The 18696-nt window shown below is 70.4% G+C and carries 19 protein-coding genes; 11 read left to right on the top strand and 8 right to left on the bottom strand.

What is annotated here, in order from left to right; all coding sequences use genetic code 11:
- Positions 1-13: 13 nt before the first annotated feature.
- Positions 14-2344 (bottom strand): transketolase, encoded by a 2331-nt coding sequence (gene tkt, locus ACWEOW_RS12465; protein ID WP_452269520.1) that lies wholly within the window; start codon positions 2342-2344, stop codon positions 14-16.
- A 176-nt stretch (positions 2345-2520) separates the two neighbouring features.
- Here tkt and ACWEOW_RS12460 point away from each other — a divergent pair, with 176 nt between their 5' ends.
- Entirely contained in the window at positions 2521-3495 is a 975-nt protein-coding gene (locus ACWEOW_RS12460) for a heme o synthase (RefSeq protein WP_452269519.1), read from the top strand.
- A gap of 119 nt (positions 3496-3614) precedes the next feature.
- On the opposite strand, the gene ACWEOW_RS12455 is transcribed toward ACWEOW_RS12460, so the two are convergent.
- The 5 genes from ACWEOW_RS12455 to ACWEOW_RS12435 all read right to left on the bottom strand — a co-directional run bounded on the left by ACWEOW_RS12455 (position 3615) and on the right by ACWEOW_RS12435 (position 7631).
- Entirely contained in the window at positions 3615-4628 is a 1014-nt protein-coding gene (locus tag ACWEOW_RS12455; protein ID WP_452269518.1) for an NUDIX hydrolase, read from the bottom strand.
- A 35-nt stretch (positions 4629-4663) separates the two neighbouring features.
- Positions 4664-5584: a COX15/CtaA family protein gene (locus ACWEOW_RS12450; RefSeq protein WP_452269517.1), complete on the bottom strand. Its 921-nt coding sequence runs from the start codon at positions 5582-5584 to the stop codon at positions 4664-4666.
- A gap of 68 nt (positions 5585-5652) precedes the next feature.
- Positions 5653-6135 carry a DUF2231 domain-containing protein gene (locus ACWEOW_RS12445; protein WP_452269516.1) on the bottom strand — a complete coding sequence of 161 codons (483 nt, stop codon included), beginning with the start codon at positions 6133-6135 and terminating at the stop codon, positions 5653-5655.
- Positions 6136-6180: 45 nt separating this feature from the next.
- Positions 6181-6924, bottom strand: coding sequence for an ABC transporter permease (locus tag ACWEOW_RS12440; RefSeq protein ID WP_452269515.1), 744 nt, complete (start codon positions 6922-6924; stop codon positions 6181-6183).
- Complete coding sequence (locus ACWEOW_RS12435) at positions 6921-7631, bottom strand: ABC transporter ATP-binding protein (RefSeq protein WP_452269514.1); 711 nt, start codon at positions 7629-7631, stop codon at positions 6921-6923. Before ACWEOW_RS12435 ends, ACWEOW_RS12440 begins: the two co-directional genes overlap by 4 nt.
- A 99-nt stretch (positions 7632-7730) precedes the next feature.
- Here ACWEOW_RS12435 and ACWEOW_RS12430 point away from each other — a divergent pair, with 99 nt between their 5' ends.
- The 10 genes from ACWEOW_RS12430 to ACWEOW_RS12385 are packed head-to-tail and all read left to right on the top strand — an operon-like array spanning position 7731 to position 16612.
- Positions 7731-8405, top strand: a complete 675-nt coding sequence (locus tag ACWEOW_RS12430) for a phosphatidylserine decarboxylase (protein ID WP_452269513.1) — start codon at positions 7731-7733, stop codon at positions 8403-8405.
- Complete coding sequence (locus ACWEOW_RS12425) at positions 8402-9433, top strand: CDP-alcohol phosphatidyltransferase family protein (protein ID WP_452269512.1); 1032 nt, start codon at positions 8402-8404, stop codon at positions 9431-9433. Before ACWEOW_RS12430 ends, ACWEOW_RS12425 begins: the two co-directional genes overlap by 4 nt.
- Before the next feature lie 47 nt (positions 9434-9480).
- Positions 9481-10347 carry a helix-turn-helix transcriptional regulator gene (locus ACWEOW_RS12420; RefSeq protein ID WP_452269511.1) on the top strand — a complete coding sequence of 289 codons (867 nt, stop codon included), beginning with the start codon at positions 9481-9483 and terminating at the stop codon, positions 10345-10347.
- Positions 10344-11765, top strand: a complete 1422-nt coding sequence (gene sufB, locus ACWEOW_RS12415) for a Fe-S cluster assembly protein SufB (protein ID WP_452269510.1) — start codon at positions 10344-10346, stop codon at positions 11763-11765. Before ACWEOW_RS12420 ends, sufB begins: the two co-directional genes overlap by 4 nt.
- A complete protein-coding gene (sufD, locus tag ACWEOW_RS12410; protein ID WP_452269509.1) occupies positions 11765-13024 on the top strand; it encodes a Fe-S cluster assembly protein SufD in 1260 nt (419 codons plus the stop codon). The genes sufB and sufD overlap by 1 nt, the downstream gene beginning before the upstream one ends.
- Before the next feature lie 3 nt (positions 13025-13027).
- Complete coding sequence (gene sufC, locus ACWEOW_RS12405) at positions 13028-13804, top strand: Fe-S cluster assembly ATPase SufC (RefSeq protein WP_452269508.1); 777 nt, start codon at positions 13028-13030, stop codon at positions 13802-13804.
- A 5-nt stretch (positions 13805-13809) separates the two neighbouring features.
- The gene (locus ACWEOW_RS12400; protein ID WP_452269507.1) at positions 13810-15180 is read left to right on the top strand and encodes a SufS family cysteine desulfurase; all 1371 of its coding nucleotides are present in this window, start codon (positions 13810-13812) and stop codon (positions 15178-15180) included.
- Between the two features lies 1 nt (position 15181).
- Positions 15182-15664, top strand: a complete 483-nt coding sequence (gene sufU, locus ACWEOW_RS12395; RefSeq protein ID WP_452269506.1) for a Fe-S cluster assembly sulfur transfer protein SufU — start codon at positions 15182-15184, stop codon at positions 15662-15664.
- On the top strand, positions 15661-15996 hold the full coding sequence (locus tag ACWEOW_RS12390; RefSeq protein WP_452269505.1) for a metal-sulfur cluster assembly factor: 336 nt from the start codon (positions 15661-15663) through the stop codon (positions 15994-15996). The genes sufU and ACWEOW_RS12390 overlap by 4 nt, the downstream gene beginning before the upstream one ends.
- Position 15997: 1 nt before the next feature.
- Positions 15998-16612: an acVLRF1 family peptidyl-tRNA hydrolase gene (locus ACWEOW_RS12385; protein ID WP_452269504.1), complete on the top strand. Its 615-nt coding sequence runs from the start codon at positions 15998-16000 to the stop codon at positions 16610-16612.
- Between the two features lie 10 nt (positions 16613-16622).
- Here ACWEOW_RS12385 and ypfJ read toward each other — a convergent pair whose 3' ends face one another.
- Together ypfJ and ACWEOW_RS12375 are read right to left on the bottom strand one after the other, a co-directional pair.
- A complete protein-coding gene (ypfJ, locus tag ACWEOW_RS12380) occupies positions 16623-17600 on the bottom strand; it encodes a KPN_02809 family neutral zinc metallopeptidase (RefSeq protein ID WP_452269503.1) in 978 nt (325 codons plus the stop codon).
- A gap of 76 nt (positions 17601-17676) precedes the next feature.
- Entirely contained in the window at positions 17677-18693 is a 1017-nt protein-coding gene (locus ACWEOW_RS12375) for an alanine racemase (RefSeq protein WP_452269502.1), read from the bottom strand.
- Positions 18694-18696 lie beyond the last annotated feature (3 nt).

Here is an 18696-nt window from a genome sequence, read left to right as displayed (position 1 = left end):
CCCTTGGTGGTGGTCAGTTGGCGGACTCGGCGGCCTTGGCACTCGGGACCAGCTCGTCGCCCATGACGTCCGTGGCAGCGCTCTGGGCGGCACGCATGGGGCTGGTCTCGGTCACCCGGGGCGCCGTCGTCGCGGCGTGGTCGGCGGCCTTGAGCGTGTCCTTGGCCGCCTTGACCACGGTCTCGGTCGTGATGCCGAACTCGCGGTAAAGGGTCTGGTAGTCGGCGGAGGCGCCGAAGTGCTCGATGCTGACGCTGCGGCCGGCGTCGCCGACGAGGTCGTGCCAGCCCATCGACACGCCGGCTTCGACGCTGACCCGGGCGCGCACCGATGGGGGCAGCACCTTGTCCTGGTAGGCGCGCGTCTGGCGCTCGAACCACTCGCGGCACGGCATCGACACGACGCGGGTTGCGATCTTCGACTTCTCCAAGCGCTCGGCGGCGGCGACCGCGAGCTGCACCTCGGACCCAGTGGCGATGATGATGACGTCCGGCTGGCCGGGGCGTGACTCCTCGACGAGGACGTAGGCGCCCTTGGCGACGCCGCTGGCCTTGCCGAGCTTCTTCCGGTCGAACGTCGGAACCGCTTGGCGGGTCAGGCACAGCGCGGCCGGGCCGTTGTTGCGAGTGAGGATCTGAGCCCACGCGGCGGCCGTCTCGTTGGCGTCGGCGGGCCGCACGACGTCCAGCCCGGGGATCGAACGCAGGGCGGCGAGGTGCTCGATCGGCTGATGCGTCGGGCCGTCCTCGCCGAGGCCGATCGAGTCGTGGGTCCACACGTACGTGACCGGGACCTGCTGGATCGCGGCGAGCCGGACGGCGGGGCGCATGTAGTCGGAGAAGACGAGGAAGGTCCCGCCGTAGGGGCGGGTCAGCCCTTCGAGCGCGATGCCGTTGAGGATCATCCCCATGCCGTTCTCGCGGATGCCGAAGTGGAGCGTCCGGCCGTAGGGGCCGCCCTTCCACTCCCTGGTCTGCTTGCCGGTCGGGACGAACGACGGCTGCCCCTCCATCGTCGTGTTGTTGGACTCCGCGAGGTCGGCCGAGCCGCCCCACAGCTCGGGCATCACGTCGGCGAGGGCGCCGAGCACCTTGCCCGACGCGGCGCGCGTGGCCAGGCCCTTCTCGTCGGCCGGGAAGGTCGGCAGGGCCCTGGCGAGGCCGGCGGGCGCCTCACCGGCGAGGACGCGGTCGAGCAGCTCCGCCCGGTCGGGGTTCGCCTTGCGCCAGGCCTTGAAGCTCTTCTCCCACTCGCGGCGCGCGGCCTTGCCGCGCTTGCCGACCTCGCGAGCGTGACGCAGGACAGCGGGCTCGACGGTGAAGGACTTGGCCGGGTCGAAGCCGAGCAGCTCTTTGGTCGCCGACACCTCAGCGTCGCCGAGTGCGGAGCCGTGCGACTTGCCGGTGTTCTGCTTGGTGGGGGCCGGCCACGCGATGATCGTGTGCAGGACGACGAGTGTCGGCTTGTCGGCGACCTTCTCTCCGGAGCGGATCGCTGCGAGGAGCGCGTCGACGTCCTCGACGTAGGTGGCGCCGTTGGCGTCCTGGCGCCAGTCGACCTCGACGACGTGCCAGCCGTATGCCGTGAAGCGGGCGGCCACGTCCTCGCTGAACGCGATATCGGTGTCGTCCTCGATGGAGATCTGGTTGGCGTCGTAGACGACGGTGAGGTTGCCGAGCTCCTGGTGGCCCGCGAGCGCGCAGGCCTCGTGGCTGACACCCTCCTGCATGTCACCGTCCGAGGCGATGACGTAGATGCGGTGGTCGAACGGGCTCGTGCCCGGCTTGGCGTCAGGGTCGAAGAGCCCCCGCTGGCGCCGCTGGGCCATCGCCATGCCGACGGCGGAGGCGAGGCCGGAGCCGAGCGGGCCGGTCGTGATCTCGACGCCCTTGGTGTGGTGCACCTCGGGGTGGCCCGGGGTCAGCGATCCCCACGTGCGCAGCGACTTGAGGTCGTCGAGACCCAGGCCGTAGCCCGACAGGTACAGCTGGATGTACTGGGTGAGGCTGGAGTGACCCGCCGACAGGACGAACCGGTCGCGACCGAGCCAGGTGGGGTCGGACGGGTCGTGCGTCATGACGTTCTGGTAGAGCAGGTACGCCAGCGGGGCGAGGGACATGGCCGTGCCAGGGTGACCGTTGCCGACCTTCTGCACGGCGTCCGCAGCGAGCAGGCGCACCGTGTCGACGGCACGCACGTCGAGGTCGCTCCAACCGGCCTTCTTGGCGACCGGCAGTGCGAGACCGGCGTCGCGCTGTGCCAGCAGGGCCTTCGTCGTCTTCGTGGTGGAACGCGAGCGGGTGGGCTTCTTCGCCTCGGCGGTGCTGGACGCAGCGGTGAGCACGGACGGGTCTCCTTAAGGCAGGGTCAATCTCGTACGGACACGAGCCTAGCCCTCGCCCTGTGAGCGACGACACTTCGACCGAGTGCCGGTCACGGGGGGTGCGCCGACCGCCAGCGCGACGGTCTAGACTTGCGTCGCAATGCTCCGTACCCGAGGGTGCGAGCGACGAACCAGCGGTGAGGATCTCAGTGACAACGGTGGACCCCCGCGCCGACCTGTCGGCGCTGCACGGTCCGGACGGCAGTGGACTGAGGTTCCTCGTCGGGCAGTACGTCTCGCTGATGAAGCCGCGGATCATCGAGCTGCTTCTCATCACGACGATCCCGGTGATGTTCCTCGCCGAGGGCGGGGTGCCCCAGCTCTGGCTCATCGTGGCGACGGTCGTGGGAGGCACGCTCTCGGCGGGCGCCGCCAACACGCTCAACTGCTACATCGACCGCGACATCGACGCGGTCATGCACCGCACGAGCCGGCGTCCGCTCGTCACCGGCACGGTGAGCCCAGCGGGAGCGCTCACCTTCGGCGTGGCCCTCACGGTCGCATCGACGCTGTGGCTCGGGTTCCTCGTGAACTGGCTGAGCGCGGGGCTCGCCCTGGCGGCGCTGCTCTTCTACGTCTTCGGCTACACCCTGCTGCTCAAGCGCCGGACCGCACAGAACATCGTGTGGGGCGGGGCGGCCGGCTGCATGCCGGTGCTGATCGGATGGTCGGCGGTGACCAACACCGTCAGCTGGTCGGCGTTCATCCTCTTCATGGTGATCTTCTTCTGGACACCGCCGCACTACTGGCCGCTGTCGATGCGGTACAAGGACGACTACGCCACGGCGCACGTGCCGATGCTGCCGGTCGTCGAGCGTTTCGTCGTCGTCGCGAGGCAGATCGTCTTCTACTCCTGGGCGATGGTGCTCACGTCGCTCGCGCTGATCCCGGTCCAGCGGATGGGCTGGCTGTATGCCGTCGCGGCCGTCGTCTCCGGCGTGCTGTTCCTCGCTGAAGCACACCGCCTGCTGGCCAAGGCGAAGTCGGGCGCGGCCGAGAGCGCGCTGAAGCCGATGCGGCTGTTCCACTTCTCGATCACGTACCTCACGATCCTGTTCGTCGGCGTCGCCCTCGACCCGATCTGGCACCTGCCGCTTCCCGGCCTCTCCTGACGGCCGGGTCCCACGGACCGCAACCAACGCCGCCGGGCGTCACTCGGCTGCCGGCGGTCCGCCCTGGTGGCAGTCTGCCTGGCCCCCAGGGTGCGGCGACACTGCGTCAGGTCGCCGGGTCAGATCGCCGGACGGCCGTCCTCGAGGTAGAGCGTTCCCTCGTGGTTCGTGGCCAGCACCGTGAGCAGACGCTGGTTGTACGGCGCGACGTGCAGGGCCCAGTCCTGCGGTCCGGTCCAGTGGACGGCAGCGATCTCACGCCTCTCCAGGCTCGCGTTCAGGACGACGTCCCGGTCGAGCACTCCGAGGTCGAAGACGAACACGGTGGCGTCGGCCCAGCCGTAGAGAGCCGGCAGCCAGTTCACTGCACGCAGCGCGCGGACGGACACCTGCAGGTCGAGCTCCTCCCGCAGCTCACGGACGACGCAGGCAGCCGGGGACTCGTGCCGGTCGACGACACCTCCCGGCAGGTCCCACTCGCGCTTGTAGACCAGCTCGCAGAGGAGCACCTCGCCATCCGGCGACCGCAGCACCCCTTGGGCGATGGCGCGCTTCGTCGGCAGCGTGGAGTCGAGCATCGCGGTGAAACCGTCGCGGGTGTCCGGCTGTGGGTCGTCGCGGCGCCGCCCGAACACGACGGTGTCCTGACGAAGCCCGCCTAGGACAGCATTGCCGCGCAGCAGACCTTCACGCCGCAGGCCGGCGCGTAGCGCGGTCCGCACGGAGGCGCGGTTCTCCGGGTTGACGTGCGCCTCGACCCGCTCGATCGACAGAGCCTCGAACGCCCACTCGACCAGGAGGCGGACGGCCCGCCAGGCGAGCCCCTGCCCGCGGAACGGTGCGTACACGGCCCACGAGAGGACGCCGACACCCGCGTCCGCTCGCCGCACGTCGACCGAGCCGGCCGGCATACCCCGCCACTGCACGAGGAAGGTCGCCTTCGACCCCGCCGCCCACTCCGCCTGGGTCTGGTCGATCCAGGCGCGGTGCTGGTCGGCCGGGGGCACGACCGCCGGGAAGTCGAACCACCGCGCGATCTCCGCGTCGTGCAACAGCCTCGTCGGCTCGCTGTCGTCGCCGGTCCAGGGACGGAGCACGAGCTCGCCGTCGCGCAGGGTCGGCTGGTCCGTCACGCGACCAAGACTAGGCAGAGGTGGCGGTCGGTCGGTCAGACGGGGTTTCGCCGAGTCGACAGGACGCCCCAGGTGAGCGCCGCGACCAGGAGGCTCGCGCCGATCATGTGCATGAGGACGAGCATCTCGGGGAGCTTGGTGAAGTACTGGACGTAGCCGATGATCCCCTGGATCACGGTGACCACGAGCACGATGTCCCACGATCGCCTGGCCTCGTCGGTGGTCGCCGTGATGCGCACGGCGACGAGGGTGGCGATGACCAGGCCGCAGAAGAGCATCACCGTGTCGGCGTGCATCCACGAGACGAAACGCGGGTCGAAGTTGGTCCGGGCAGGACGGTCGGCGTCGCCCGAGTGTGGTCCGGATCCGGTGACGATCGTGCCGAGCACGAGCACGACCCCGCCGACGGCGGCCGTGCCGATGGCGAGCTTCCTCGCCAGCGGATGGACCACGAGCTCGCCCGGGCCCGAGTCCTCGTCCTGCGCCCCTCGCAGGAGTGCGGTGGACAGCGACACGAGCACCATCGACAGCAGGAAGTGCCCCATCACCGTCCACGGGTTGAGCCCGGTGAGCACGGTGATGCCGCCGAGCACGGCCTGCGCCGGGATCCCGGCGAGCACGGCGGCGGCCACGACGATCAGCCGGCGCCGCCCGGGCCACCGCATGAGCACGGCCACCAGGGACGCGACGGCGAGAAGGCCGACGACTCCCGTGAGCGTGCGGTTGCCGAACTCGACGAGGCCGTGGAAGGAGCTCTCCGGGGTGCGCACCGGGGTGAACGAGCCGGGCTGGCACTCGGGCCAGGTCGAACAGCCGAGCCCGCTGCCGGTGAGCCGCACGACGCCGCCGGTGGCGACGATGGCGATCTCGCCGACGAGGTTCGCGACAAGGATCGGGCGCACCCACCGCGACTGGGCGGCGGACAGGCGGGAGGTCGTGGTGGACACGCGTGACACGGTCAGAGCGTATGCCGCTGGCCCGGCATCCGAGGAACCGCCCCCGAGTGCGCCCCGACGGCGGCCGCTCAGGCCAGACCGCTCCAGACGGCCTCGGCTCCCGCGTGCCCGGCGAGGACCACCGTCGTGATCGCGGTCAGGGCTCCGAGGGCCACGAGGATTGACAGAAGCACCTCGAACGGTCGGCTGCGCGGGGTCTCCTGCTCGGGGGGTCTGACAAACCAGACTGCGACGAGCGTGAGCACCATGAAGAGGAGGCAGAAGAGCTTGGCCCGGTCGCCCCAGTCGACGTGCTCCTGTACGAGGTCGAAGTCGGTCGTGCTCGCGCGCGTCGCCGACACGCGCACGAGCAGCTGCTCCCCGCTCTCGGCCGCGACGAACGCCGAGACTCCCGACACGATGGCACCGACCGCCGTCGGCCAGCGCAGCACGGTGCGCCAGCCGGGCCGGGCGACGTAGGCGATGGCGCACAGTGCCGACAGCGGCACGAGCACGACGACCGCGTGGATGGCCAGGGCGTGCATCGGGAGCCCGAAGATGTAGTCGAACACGTCGCCTCCGTACGTGGGAGCTTGAGGGGTGAGCAGCGTGCGGTCTCAGTCGTCGAAGCGGAACCATCGTGCAGCGAGCACGGTGGCAACGGCTCCCCACAGCACAACGATGCCGAGCGCGGGTACGTTCAGGGAACCCTCGACGAGCGCCGAGCGGAGCCCGTCCGCCAGACCGGCTGAGGGCAGCAACGCCGCGACGTGGGCGGCGCCGTCGGGCAGCTCCGTGCGCGGGACCACGACGCCGCCGAGAGCGAGGAGCACGACCCAGACGAGGTTGGCCACGGCCAGCACCGCCTCGGCGCGCAGGGTGCCGGCGAGCAGGAGCGCCAGCGCCACGAACGCCCAGGTGCCGACGACGAGGAACAGGACGGCATACGGGATGCCGGAGGCGCGCGGTCGCCAGCCGAGCGCGAGACCGAGCCCGGCGATGACGACGACCTGGACCAGCTCGACGGCGAGCGTGGCGATCGCCTTCGCGGCGATGAGGCCGCCGCGGCCGAGCGGCGTCACGCCGAGGTAGCGGAGCACTGCATACCTGCGGTCGAAGCCCGTGGCGATCGCCTGCGAGGTGAACGCCGCGGAGATGACGCACAGAGCCAGGACCCCGGGGACCGCGACGTCGATGCGGTTGCCCGGCCCGAGCGAGGGGGTCGTCGTGTAGCTCAGGCCGACGAGGACCATCGCGGGCAGCAGCAGGGACACCAGCAGCTGCTCGCCGTTGCGCAGCAGGTTGCCCGCCTCGAACCTGGCCTGCGCGAGCACGCGTTGCCGCGGAGCCGCGGCCCTCACGCGGCCCCCTTCCGGGTAAGGCTGAAGTAGACGTCCTCGAGAGAGCGACCCGCGGTGACCACCTCGAGCGTGCCCTCGGCGACGGTGCGCCCGGCGTTCATGATGACGAGGTGGTCGGCGAGGCGCTCGGCCTCCTCGAACGAGTGGGTCGTCACGACCACGGTGACGCCGTTGTCTCGTTGGTCCCGGATCAGGTCCCAGACGTCGAGGCGTCCGTGCGGGTCGAGGCCGGCCACCGGCTCGTCGAGGAAGAGGACTTCGGGGCGGCCGAGCAGGGCAGCAGCGAAGGCCAGCCGCTGCTTCTGCCCGCCGGACAGGCGGCGCACGGTCGTGGACGCGAAGTCCGAGACGCCCAGACTGCGGGCGACGGCCTCGACATCGGCCGGGTCGTCGTACAGGCGGGCCAGATGATGCAGCAGCCGCATCGGCTTGGTGCCGTTGGGCAGGCCACCGGCCTGCAGCATCACGCCGACCCGTGCGCGATGGTCGGCCGAGGCGTTCCACGGCGCGACGCCGAGCACCTCCACGACACCAGAGTCCGGCCTGCCCAGGCCGACAGCGCACTCGACGGCGGTGGTCTTGCCGGCGCCGTTCGGGCCGAGGACCGCAGTGACCTTGCCGGTGGGTGCCGACCAGGTGAGACCGTCGAGGGCCCGGACCGATCCGAATGCGCGGTGCAGGTCGGACAGTGTCACCGCGGCGGTCATGTCGGATGAGTCTAGGCTCGTCCCGACGACCCCGATCAGGCGCCTCGACCACCGGTCCAGCGCCTGCTCCTCCCGACTCACGACGGAGACGCCCGACCCGTGAAGATCGACCCCGCCGCCAAGCCGTTCACCGTCATGGCCGCCGTGCCGACGGTGGTCGCCGCGCTCGCCCGCAAGCCGCGCACGACCGCAGCCCTGGGCCTGCTGACGGCGGGGGTGACCCTCTTCTTCCGCGACCCCGACCGCACGCCGGACACGACGCCCGTGACCGACCCAGACGTCGTGCTCGCCCCAGCGGACGGCATCGTCATGCATGTCGGCGAGCCGCAGCCCGGCGTGGCGCCGGACGGGCAGTGGCAGCAGGTGAGCATCTTCCTGTCGCTGCTCGACGTGCACATGAACCGCTCTCCCTACGGCGGGCGCATCGTCGACGTCACCCACACGCCCGGGCGGTTCCTCGCGGCGTACCGCGCCGAGAGCGCCACCAAGAACGAGCGAAGCGAGATCGTCGTCGAGCGGGTCGTCGGTGGGCGCACCCGCCGCGTCGTCTACCGGCAGCTGGTCGGGCAGCTCGCACGGCGCATCGTCACGCGGGTTCGGGCCGGCGACGAGGTCGCGACCGGGGAGCGGATCGGCCTGATGAAGTTCGGTTCGCGCATGGACGTGTTCCTGCCACCAGAGGTCGTCCTCGAGGTCTCCAAGGGCAAGCGGGCCGTCGGTGGCGAGACCGTGCTGGGCCGGTTCCCGGCCGTGCTGTCGAGCGACGCCTCATGAGTGACGACCCCGGCACCGACCGGTCGTCACGGCCTCTGCCCCGGGCCCGCCAGCGGGTGAGCCGCGGGATCCGCCTCGTCTCGCAGACCGGCGCGCGCGTCGTCCCGTGGAGCCGGCTGAACCCGAAGGTTCGGGCCCGTGCGGTGCTGCCGAGCCTGTTCACCCTCGGCAACATGCTCTGCGGCTTCTCGTCGGTGCTGCTGTCCTTCCAAGGGGAGTTCCGGGTCGCGGCGGTGCTCATCGGCATCTCCATCGTCCTCGACATCGCCGACGGTGCGGTGGCCCGCGCGGTCGGGGCGATCACCCCGTTCGGGCTGCAGTTCGACTCGCTGGCCGACCTCATCTCGTTCGGGATCGCCCCTGCGGTGCTGGTGTACACGTGGGCCTTCCCCGCGCACCCCGCGTGGGCATGGGTGGGCGCGATGTTCTGGCTGGCTTGCGCGGCCTACCGGCTGGCGCGCTTCAACGTGACCATCGACCCGCTGGCCGACAAGCGCTACTTCGTCGGGCTGGCCAGTCCTGGCGCGGCCGGGGTCGTCATCTCGACCGTCATGGCGATCGGTGACCCGCTCTACGACTGGGCGCCGCTGCTGCCGGTTGCGGCCGGGGTCCTGCCTGCCGCGCTCATGGCCTCGTCGTTCCGCTTCCGGTCCTTCCGCGACCTGCTGTCGCCGCGTCACCTGCGGATCTCGATCCCGCTCGCGGTCCTGCTCGTCCTCGGTCTGGTCCTCTACCCCGGGCCGACGGGGATGATCGTCGCGTACGGCTACGTGCTGACGTGCCCGCTCGGCTGGCTCACCGCGCCCCTGCGGCGCCGCTGGTTCGGGCCGAATGCCGTCGCGCCTCCTCGGCGCAAGCTGCCCTCGGTGATCATGCCTCCAGAGCCCGATGAGGCGGATGAGGCTGACGAGGCCGATGAGGTGGACGAGACCGATGCGGAGCTCACCGGGCCGGAGCTCGCGGCGGGCCCGTTGGGCGGCGCGGACGACCCCGACGGGAACGGCCGGACGGGTCGCTCGGCCGGTTAGGCGAGCCTAACTGGAAGTCCCCCGGCCAATTACGTCACAATGGTGTTGTGTTTATCGGTGAGCACGCTCCGCGTGACACGAAGGACGGCGAGCACGTCTCGCCGCTCGAGTCACGCACGCGCTCCCGAGTCCTGCACATGGTCTCCGTCGACGGGCCCATCACGGCCGCCGAGCTGGGGCGCCACCTCGACCTGACCCCCGCGGCCGTCCGACGTCACCTCGACGCTCTCGTCGAGCAGGGTGCGGTCGAGCCGCACGAGCCCGCCGGTGTCCGGCGCGGCCGTGGACGCCCAGCGCGCGCCTACGTCATCTCCGAGGCGGGCCACCGGGCCCTCGAGGCTGACTACGACTCGCTCGCCGTCGAGGTCCTGCGCTACCTCTCGGACCATGCCGGACCGGCTGCGGTCCGCGACTTCGCGCGCGGCCGGGTCGGCGAGCTCGAGAAGAAGTATGCCGCTCGGCTGGAGGTCGCGGGCGAGGACACCTCCGCCCGGGCTGACGTCCTCGTCGAGGCCCTGAGCGAGGACGGCTTCGCTGCCACCGCTCGACCCGTCGGCAGCGGTGCGCTCACCGGGGTCCAGCTCTGCCAGGGCCACTGTCCTGTGCAGCACGTCGCGGAGGAGTTCCCGGCGTTCTGCGAGGCAGAGACCGAGGCGTTCTCCCGCCTGCTCGGGGTCCACGTGCAGCGGCTCGCCACCCTGGCCGGTGGGCACCACGTGTGCACGACCTTCGTCCCGACCGGCGGACTCGCTCGGAAGACCACGCCGACCTCCGGTGTTGACGCCCCCGGGACCGCCAGGCAACCGGCGACCATCGAGACCACAGCACTGACCGCACCACAGAGCACAGCACAGACCACGCAACAGCTCACCCGGAACGACAGCCTCACGCACGTCAAGGAAGGTTCCTCATGACCACCCACATCGAAGAGCTCAACCCGGGCCTGAAGGACATCGGCCGTTACGAGTACGGCTGGGCCGACAGCGACGTGGCCGGCGCTTCCGCGCGCCGTGGGCTCAACGAGGATGTCGTGCGCGACATCTCGGGCCGCAAGAGCGAGCCGGAGTGGATGACCAAGCTCCGGCTCAAGGGCCTGTCACTCTTCTCGAAGAAGCCGATGCCGTCGTGGGGCTCGGACCTGACCGGCATCGACTTCCAGAACATCAAGTACTTCGTGAAGTCGACCGAGAAGCAGGCGGCGACCTGGGACGAGCTCCCCGAGGACATCAAGAACACCTACGACCGGCTCGGCATCCCGGAGGCGGAGAAGCAGCGCCTCGTTGCGGGTGTGGCCGCGCAGTACGAGTCCGAGGTGGTCTACCACCAGATCCGCGAGGACCTCGAGGCGCAGGGCGTCATCTTCCTCGACACCGACACGGCGCTCAAGCAGCACGAGGACATCTTCCGCGAGCACTTCGCGACGGTGATCCCGGCCGGTGACAACAAGTTCGCGGCGCTCAACACGGCCGTCTGGTCGGGTGGCTCGTTCATCTACGTCCCGCCGGGTGTGCACGTCGACATCCCGCTGCAGGCCTACTTCCGGATCAACACCGAGAACATGGGCCAGTTCGAGCGGACGCTGATCATCGCCGACGAGGGCTCGTACGTGCACTACGTCGAGGGCTGCACCGCGCCGATCTACAAGTCCGACTCGCTGCACTCGGCCGTCGTCGAGATCATCGTCAAGAAGAACGCCCGGGTGCGTTACACGACCATCCAGAACTGGTCGAACAACGTCTACAACCTCGTCACCAAGCGCGCCACCTGCGAGGAGGGCGCCACGATGGAGTGGATCGATGGCAACATCGGCTCCAAGGTGACGATGAAGTACCCCGCGGTCTTCCTGCTCGGCGAGCACGCCAAGGGCGAGACCCTGTCGATCGCCTTCGCCGGCGAGGGCCAGCACCAGGACACCGGCTCCAAGATGGTCCACGCTGCCCCGAACACGAAGAGCTCGATCATCAGCAAGTCCGTCGCGCGCGGTGGTGGGCGCGCGTCGTACCGCGGCCTCGTGCAGGTGCTCGAGGGCGCCTCGCACTCGGCCTCGACCGTTCGCTGCGACGCCCTGCTCGTCGACACCATCAGCCGGTCGGACACGTACCCCTACGTCGACATCCGCGAGGACGACGTGTCGATGGGGCACGAAGCGACCGTCTCGAAGGTGTCCGAGGACCAGCTGTTCTACCTCATGTCCCGCGGCATGGCCGAGGACGAGGCCATGGCGATGATCGTGCGCGGCTTCATCGAGCCGATCGCGCGTGAGCTGCCGATGGAGTACGCCCTCGAGCTCAACCGCCTCATCGAACTCCAGATGGAAGGAGCCGTCGGCTGATGTTAGTTGCCGACACGCTTGTGGACACCGCGAACCGGTCCCACACCGATCCCCAGTCCGCGTCGGCGACGGGCTTCGTGCCGTCCCAGTCCCGGGCCGAGCGCCCGACGTCGTTCGACGTCGCGGCGTTCCCGGTGCCGACGGGCCGCGAGGAGGAGTGGCGCTTCACTCCGGTGAAGAAGCTCGCCCGCCTGCTCGCCGACGAGGCGACCGGTGCCCGGCTCGGCAGGTCTGCCGCGCTGCCCGACGGGGTCACCTTCACCGAGATCGACCTCGCGGCAGCTCGCGAGCTCGGTGCGCCGGCCCCCGGCGACCGCGCCGCGGTGCTTGCCGCCGCCCGGACACCTGCAGTCGGACACCTCGACATCCCGGCGGAGCTCGAGCTGGCGGAGCCGGTCCGGCTGCGTCTGGCCGGCGAAGGTCAGACGGTCTTCGGCCACGACGTCATCACGGTCGGTGCGTTCGCGCGCGCCACGATCGTGCTGGAGCACACCGGTTCGGCGCAGCTGTCCGAGCTCGTGTCGGTCGTCGTCGGCGACGGTGCGGACGTCACCGTGGTGTCGATCCAGCGCTGGGCCGACGACGCTCTGCACCTGGCACAGCATGATGCCGTGGTCGGCCGCGACGCGACCTACCGGCATATCTCGGTCTCCCTCGGCGGTGAGGTCGTGCGTCTCAACAGCAACGTCCGCTACGCCGGCCCCGGCGGCGACGCGACCCTGCTCGGCGTCTACTTCGCCGACGCGGGCCAGCACCTCGAGCACCGCTCGTTCGTCGACCACAACACTGCGCACTGCAAGAGCCACGTGACGTACAAGGGCGCCCTGCAGGGCGCCACCGCACGCACCGTATGGGTCGGCGACGCGCTGATCCGGGCCGAGGCCGAGGGCACCGACACCTACGAGCTCAACCGCAACCTCATCCTCACCGACGGCGCCCGCGCCGACTCGGTCCCCAACCTCGAGATCGAGACGGGTGAGATCGTGGGCGCCGGGCATGCCTCGGCCACGGGCCGGTTCGACGACCTGCAGCTGTTCTACCTACAGGCGCGCGGCATCCCCGAGGACGAGGCGAAGCGGCTCGTCGTCCGCGGGTTCTTCGCCGACATCATCCGCGACATCCCGGTCGCCGACCTGCGTGACGAGATCACCGCCTCGATCGAGGAGGAGCTCGCCACGACCGCGTATGCCGCCTCCCAGAGCACCCCCAGCACCACCCCGACCAGCACCACCCCGACCAGCACCACCAAGGAGAACTGACCCATGAGCACGCTCGAGATCAAGGGACTGACGGTCTCGGTCGAGACCGAGGACGGCCCCAAGGAGATCCTGCGCGGGGTCGACCTCACCGTGAGGTCGGGGGAGACGCACGCGCTGATGGGGCCGAACGGCTCCGGCAAGTCGACGCTCGCGTACAGCATCGCCGGCCACCCCAAGTACACCGTCACGGGCGGCACCGTCGCGCTCGACGGCCAGGATGTCCTCGCGATGAAGGTCGACGAGCGTGCTCGGGCCGGACTCTTCCTCGCGATGCAGTACCCCGTCGAGGTGCCCGGAGTCACCGTGAGCAACTTCCTGCGCACGGCCAAGACTGCCATCGACGGCGAGGCCCCCAAGCTGCGTACGTGGGTCAAGGACGTCAAGGAGGCCATGACCAACCTCCGCATGGACCCGGTGTTCGCCGACCGTAACGTCAACGAGGGTTTCTCCGGTGGCGAGAAGAAGCGCCACGAGATCCTCCAGATGGAGCTGCTCAAGCCCAAGATGGCGATCCTCGACGAGACCGACTCCGGCCTCGACGTCGACGCCCTCAAGGTCGTCTCCGAGGGTGTCAACCGCGCGAAGGACGCCAGCAACGTCGGCGTCCTGCTCATCACGCACTACACGCGGATCCTGCGCTACATCAAGCCCGACTTCGTGCACGTCTTCGTCGACGGTCGCATCGTCGAGGAGGGCGGCCCTGAGCTCGCGGACCGTCTCGAGGACGAGGGCTACGACCGGTACGCCACCACCGGCGCGACGGTGACGACGGAGGCCTGAGCCGGATGTCGGGTGACCTGCCGCTCACGGACGGGGAGCTTGCCGCGATCCGCGGCGACTTCCCGATCCTGGCGCGCACCGTGCGCGACGGCCGGCCCCTTGTCTACCTCGACTCGGGTGCGACCTCGCACAAGCCGAGGCAGGTCCTCGACGCCGAGCGCGCCTTCTACGAGCACCACAACGCAGCCGTGCACCGTGGCGCACACCAGCTCGCGGAGGAGGCCACCGACGACTTCGAGTCGGCACGAGCAACCATCGCGGCATTCATCGGCGCTCCGGCCGACGAGGTGGTCTTCACCAAGAACGCCACCGAGGCTCTCAACCTCGTCGCCTACGCGTTCTCCAACGCGGCGCCGACGAGCGGGCCCAAGGACGCCCGGTTCGTGCTCGGGCCAGGAGACGAGATCCTCGTCACCGAGATGGAGCACCACGCCAACCTCGTCCCGTGGCAGGAGCTCGCGCGCCGCACGGGTGCCACCCTGCGCTGGGTGCCGCTGGCCGCCGACGGGTCGCTCGACCTCACGGACCTGGACGAGCTGCTGACGGCGCGCACCAAGGTCTTCGCGTTCACCCACGTGTCCAACGTGCTCGGCACGGTCAACCCCGTGACCGACCTCGCCGCGCGAGCGCACGCCGTGGGGGCGCTCGCGGTCGTCGACGCGTGTCAGTCGGTCCCGCACCTGGCGGTCGACGTGGCGCGCCTCGGCGCCGACTTCATCGCCTTCAGCGGGCACAAGATGTACGGCCCGATGGGGGTCGGAGTGCTGTGGGGACGCGCCGAGCTGCTCGACGTCATGCCCCCGTTCCTCACCGGCGGCTCGATGATCGAGCTCGTGACCATGGAGCGCTCCACCTACGCGCCGGCTCCCCAGAAGTTCGAGGCCGGGGTGCCGAACGCCGCCCAGGCGGTCGGCCTCGCGGCCGCTGTCCGGTGGGTCGAGTCGATCGGCATCGACCGGATCAATGCCCATGAAGCCCGCCTCGTGGAGCGGCTGCAGCGCGGTCTGGCGGAGCGGCCCTGGGTCCGCGTCGTCGGCCCACCGGTCGGCGTCCCGCGGGGCGGTGCCGTCGCCTTCGTCGTGGACGGCGTGCACGCCCACGACGTGGGCCAGGTTCTTGACGACCAGGGGGTTGCCGTCCGCGTCGGCCATCACTGTGCGTGGCCTCTGCATCGCGCCCTCGGCGCGACCGCGACGACCCGAGCGTCGGTCGCGGTCCACAACACCGACTCCGACATCGACGCCCTGCTCGCAGCGCTCGACAAAGTGCCGGCGATCTTCGGCGTCGACGTGGCAGACCTCGACCCCGACGTAGGCCTGGAGCCGGCACACGACGCACGGGCACTGCGCGGCGAGCCCGCCAGGGAGGCAAGCTGACATGGACCTCTACCAGGAGCTCATCCTCGAGCACTCCAAGCGGCCGCACCACGCCGGCCTCCGAGAGCCGTTCGACGCCGAGGTGCACCACATCAACCCGACGTGCGGCGACGAGGTGACCATGCGCGTCGACGTCAGCGGGACTGGTCCAGACGCCGTCGTCAGCGACGTGTCCTACCACGCCCAAGGCTGCTCCATCTCGGTCGCGTCGTCCTCGGTGCTCGCCGACGAGGTGATCGGACACCCGGTCCACGAGGCCCTCGCCACCTACGAGGCGATGCGCGCGATGCTCACCTCCAAGGGCGCGATCGCCGGTGACGAGGACACCATCGGCGACGGCGTCGCCTTCGCCGGCGTCGCGAAGTACCCCGCACGAGTCAAGTGCGCCCTGCTCGGCTGGGCGGCCTTCACCGACGCCCTGGCCCGGGCCGGCGTCGATATCACCACCACGAGTTCCGTTTCACCGCAAGGAGTTTCGTCATGAGCGAGACCAGCCAGGCCACCACTCCGACCAACGTCGCGGACGTCGAGGAGGCGCTGCGTGACGTGGTCGACCCCGAGCTGGGCATCAACGTCGTCGACCTCGGCCTGGTCTACGGCATCACCGTCGACTCGCAGTCGCATGCGGTCATCGACATGACGCTGACGTCCGCGGCCTGCCCGCTGACGGACGTGATCGAGGACCAGGCCGCACAGGCCCTCGAGGGCCTCGTGGTGTCGCACCGGATCAACTGGGTCTGGATGCCGCCGTGGGGTCCCGACAAGATCACCGAGGACGGCCGCGACCAGCTGCGCGCCCTGGGCTTCAACCTCTGACGTGACGACGCGGGTCATCGAGGTCGACCCGGAGCGGTACGACCGGTGGATGGCCGGCTTCGCCGAGCGTCATGGAGCGTACGACGCCGTCGAGGAGACCTCTCCCGACGGCGTCGTCGTGTCAGCGCGGGCGGCCGACGGTGCGACCGTGGTGGCGCGCCCGTTCAGTCACGACCCCCTCGGGGTCGTCCTCGTCCGCCGCGGCGGGTATGCCGTGGGGCTGGCTCGTGCAGGCCGGTTCACCGAGTCGAAGGTCGGGAGCCGCCACGTGCAGTCGCGGACCGCGGCCGGAGGCTGGTCGCAGCAGCGGTTCGCCCGGCGTCGCGACAAGCAGGCCGACGAGCTCGTCCATGCCGTCGTCGGGCACACGAAGCGGGTGCTGCTGCGGGACGACGAGTCACCACCCGAGGGGGCGGACGGCATACCTGCAGGGCTCGTCGTCGGCGGCGACCGTGCACTGGTGCGCGAGGTGCTCGCAGCGTCGGCGCTGCGGGCGCTGAAGGGGCTCCCGGTGCGCGAGCTCTACGACCTGCCCGACCCGCGACGAGACGTGCTCGAGGCGGCATTGCGGCGGGGGAGGGCCATCCGGGTCGAGCTGACCGAGCCCCTGCGCTGACGTCCCGGTCTCAGCTCACGGTGCTGACGCCGAAGGTGTTGCACTGGTTGATGTCGCCGGTCCGGTAGCCCTGCGTGAACCAGTCCATCCGCGCCTTGGCCGACCCGTGGGTCCACGTCTCCGGGGTGACCCTGCCCTGCATCTTCTCCTGGATGCGGTCGTCTCCGACGGCGGCCGCCGCGCTGAGCGCGGACTGGATGTCCTCCTCGGTGATCGGCTTGAGCAGGGGCGTGCCGCTCGCATCGGTGGTCTCGGTGGCGTGCTTGACCCACGTGCCCGCGAGGCAGTCGGCCATGAGCTCGGTGCGCACGGAGCCGGAGTTGGGGCCCTGGGGGTCCTGCTGTGCGCGGTTGAGCAGGCCGAGGAGATCCTGGATGTGGTGGCCGTACTCGTGCGCGACGACGTACTCCTTGGCCAGCTGCCCGCCGTTGGCGCCGAACTTGCTCTGGAGCTCCTCGAAGAAGCTCGCGTCGATGTACACCTTCCTGTCGAGCGGGCAGTAGAACGGGCCGACCTGCGCGTTGGCCGTCCCGCAGCCCGACGGCGTCTGCCCCTGGTAGATCACGGTCTTCGCCGGCTCGTAGTTGACCTGGTACTTCGGCAAGGTGTCCGCCCAGTAGTCCTGCACGCTGTTGACCGTGGCGATGATGAGGCAGACGTCGTTGCGGTTGGCGTCCGCGCCGGTCTTGCACTGGGAGAACTCGCTCTGGTCGACCTGGCCGCCCGCAGCGACCTGCGCGGGCTGGAGCTGCTGCGAGGGCAGCCCGCCGGCCCCGGTGTCGGCGGAGTCGCCGATGCCGCCCCCGCCGAGCAGCGCCTTTCCGCCGAAGATGAGCACCAGGACGAGCATGATCAGCCCGCCTATGCCACCGCCGACCTGGATGCCGCCAGGGAAACCGCCGCCCCCACCGCCGAAGCCACCACCGCCACCGCCGCGGCCGCTCTCCACCTGCGAGGTGTCGAGCTGCGCGTTGTCGTTGAAGGTCATGCGGGCTCCTCGTGGGCTTCGGCCGACTGATCCGTTGGCTTCACCCTAGCCAACTGCCTCTGGCTGGCGGGCAGCGTCAGTGGACGACGACGGCGTCAGGCGTCGTCGTGGTCAGCCGCATCCGCACGGCGACCTCCTCACCGACCCGCGGGGGAGCAAGGCCGGCCGGAAGGGCCAGCAGGCTGCACTGCATGTGGGGCGGCTCGACGAAGCGTGGCATCGTCCCGGCGATCGTGAACGGCGACCGCACCCGGTGGACCGCCTCGAGCGCACCTTCCGCGACCGCGATGGCGCGGGTGCGGACGGTCGCCGCCGAGGACGGGCTCTCCATCGCGACCCCGTGCGAGGTCCCCCCGCTGACGACGACAAGATGTCCGGCGGGGACCGGCCGCTGGCGGTATCCGGCGTGGGCGCCGCGTTCGACCGGACGGACGTCCAGGACGTGGGCGCGGACCTCGTAGGAGGCCGGGTCGGCGTACCAGAGGTCGGTGCCGACGCGGGGGCGGAACTCGTTGTCCGGGAAGCGGTTCGCCAGGGTCGCCAGCTCGTCGCGTGTGACGTGCGAGACGTACCAGTCGCGGACGTTCGGCACCGCGGCAACGAAGCGGCCGATCTCCTCGACGTGCCCGGAGCCGAGCGGGAGGTGCAGCGTCACGCCGACGGCGTCCGCGTCCGCTGCCAGACCTGCGACGTCGGGGGCGGGGGCACCGAAGCGGTTCATCGAGGTGAGCCCTTCGACCATGACCCGTGCGTCGGGGTTCGCCGCGCGCAGGTCCGTGACGTCGTCGCTCGTCGTCACGGTGTGGACCACGCGCCGGTTGGCGAGGTCGGCAAGGTCGGCGTGGATCGCGCGGCGGTACGGCTCCATGACGAGGACGTCGCGGCCGAACGTCGCGAGCGCCTCCGGCAGCTCCGCGTAGGTCCCGATCGCGATGAGCTCGACGCCGAGGCGGCCGGACTCGGCGCAGAGGAGGCCACGGCCGAAGCCGTAGCCGTTGCCCTTGACGACCGGCACGAGCCCTGGGCGGTCCGCGACGAACCGGTCGTGGGCCGCGCGCCAGCGCTCCCCGTCGACGTGCAGCACGAATGACACGTC

It is taken from the genome of Monashia sp. NPDC004114 (genome assembly GCF_053603855.1).
The sequence above is the reverse complement of the archived record's forward strand: the minus strand, read 5'-3'. Positions and strand labels throughout refer to the sequence as shown.

Excerpts from the sequence above, each read along its gene's own strand:
- sufB (WP_452269510.1), top strand. The coding sequence starts at position 10,344 with ATGACCACCCACATCGAAGAGCTCAACCCGGGCCTGAAGGACATCGGC.
- ACWEOW_RS12425 (WP_452269512.1), top strand. The coding sequence starts at position 8,402 with ATGAGTGACGACCCCGGCACCGACCGGTCGTCACGGCCTCTGCCCCGG.
- ACWEOW_RS12390 (WP_452269505.1), top strand. The coding sequence starts at position 15,661 with ATGAGCGAGACCAGCCAGGCCACCACTCCGACCAACGTCGCGGACGTC.
- ACWEOW_RS12400 (WP_452269507.1), top strand. The coding sequence starts at position 13,810 with ATGTCGGGTGACCTGCCGCTCACGGACGGGGAGCTTGCCGCGATCCGC.
- ypfJ (WP_452269503.1), bottom strand. The coding sequence starts at position 17,600 with ATGACCTTCAACGACAACGCGCAGCTCGACACCTCGCAGGTGGAGAGC.
- sufC (WP_452269508.1), top strand. The coding sequence starts at position 13,028 with ATGAGCACGCTCGAGATCAAGGGACTGACGGTCTCGGTCGAGACCGAG.
- sufD (WP_452269509.1), top strand. The coding sequence starts at position 11,765 with ATGTTAGTTGCCGACACGCTTGTGGACACCGCGAACCGGTCCCACACC.
- sufU (WP_452269506.1), top strand. The coding sequence starts at position 15,182 with ATGGACCTCTACCAGGAGCTCATCCTCGAGCACTCCAAGCGGCCGCAC.
- ACWEOW_RS12435 (WP_452269514.1), bottom strand. The coding sequence starts at position 7,631 with ATGACCGCCGCGGTGACACTGTCCGACCTGCACCGCGCATTCGGATCG.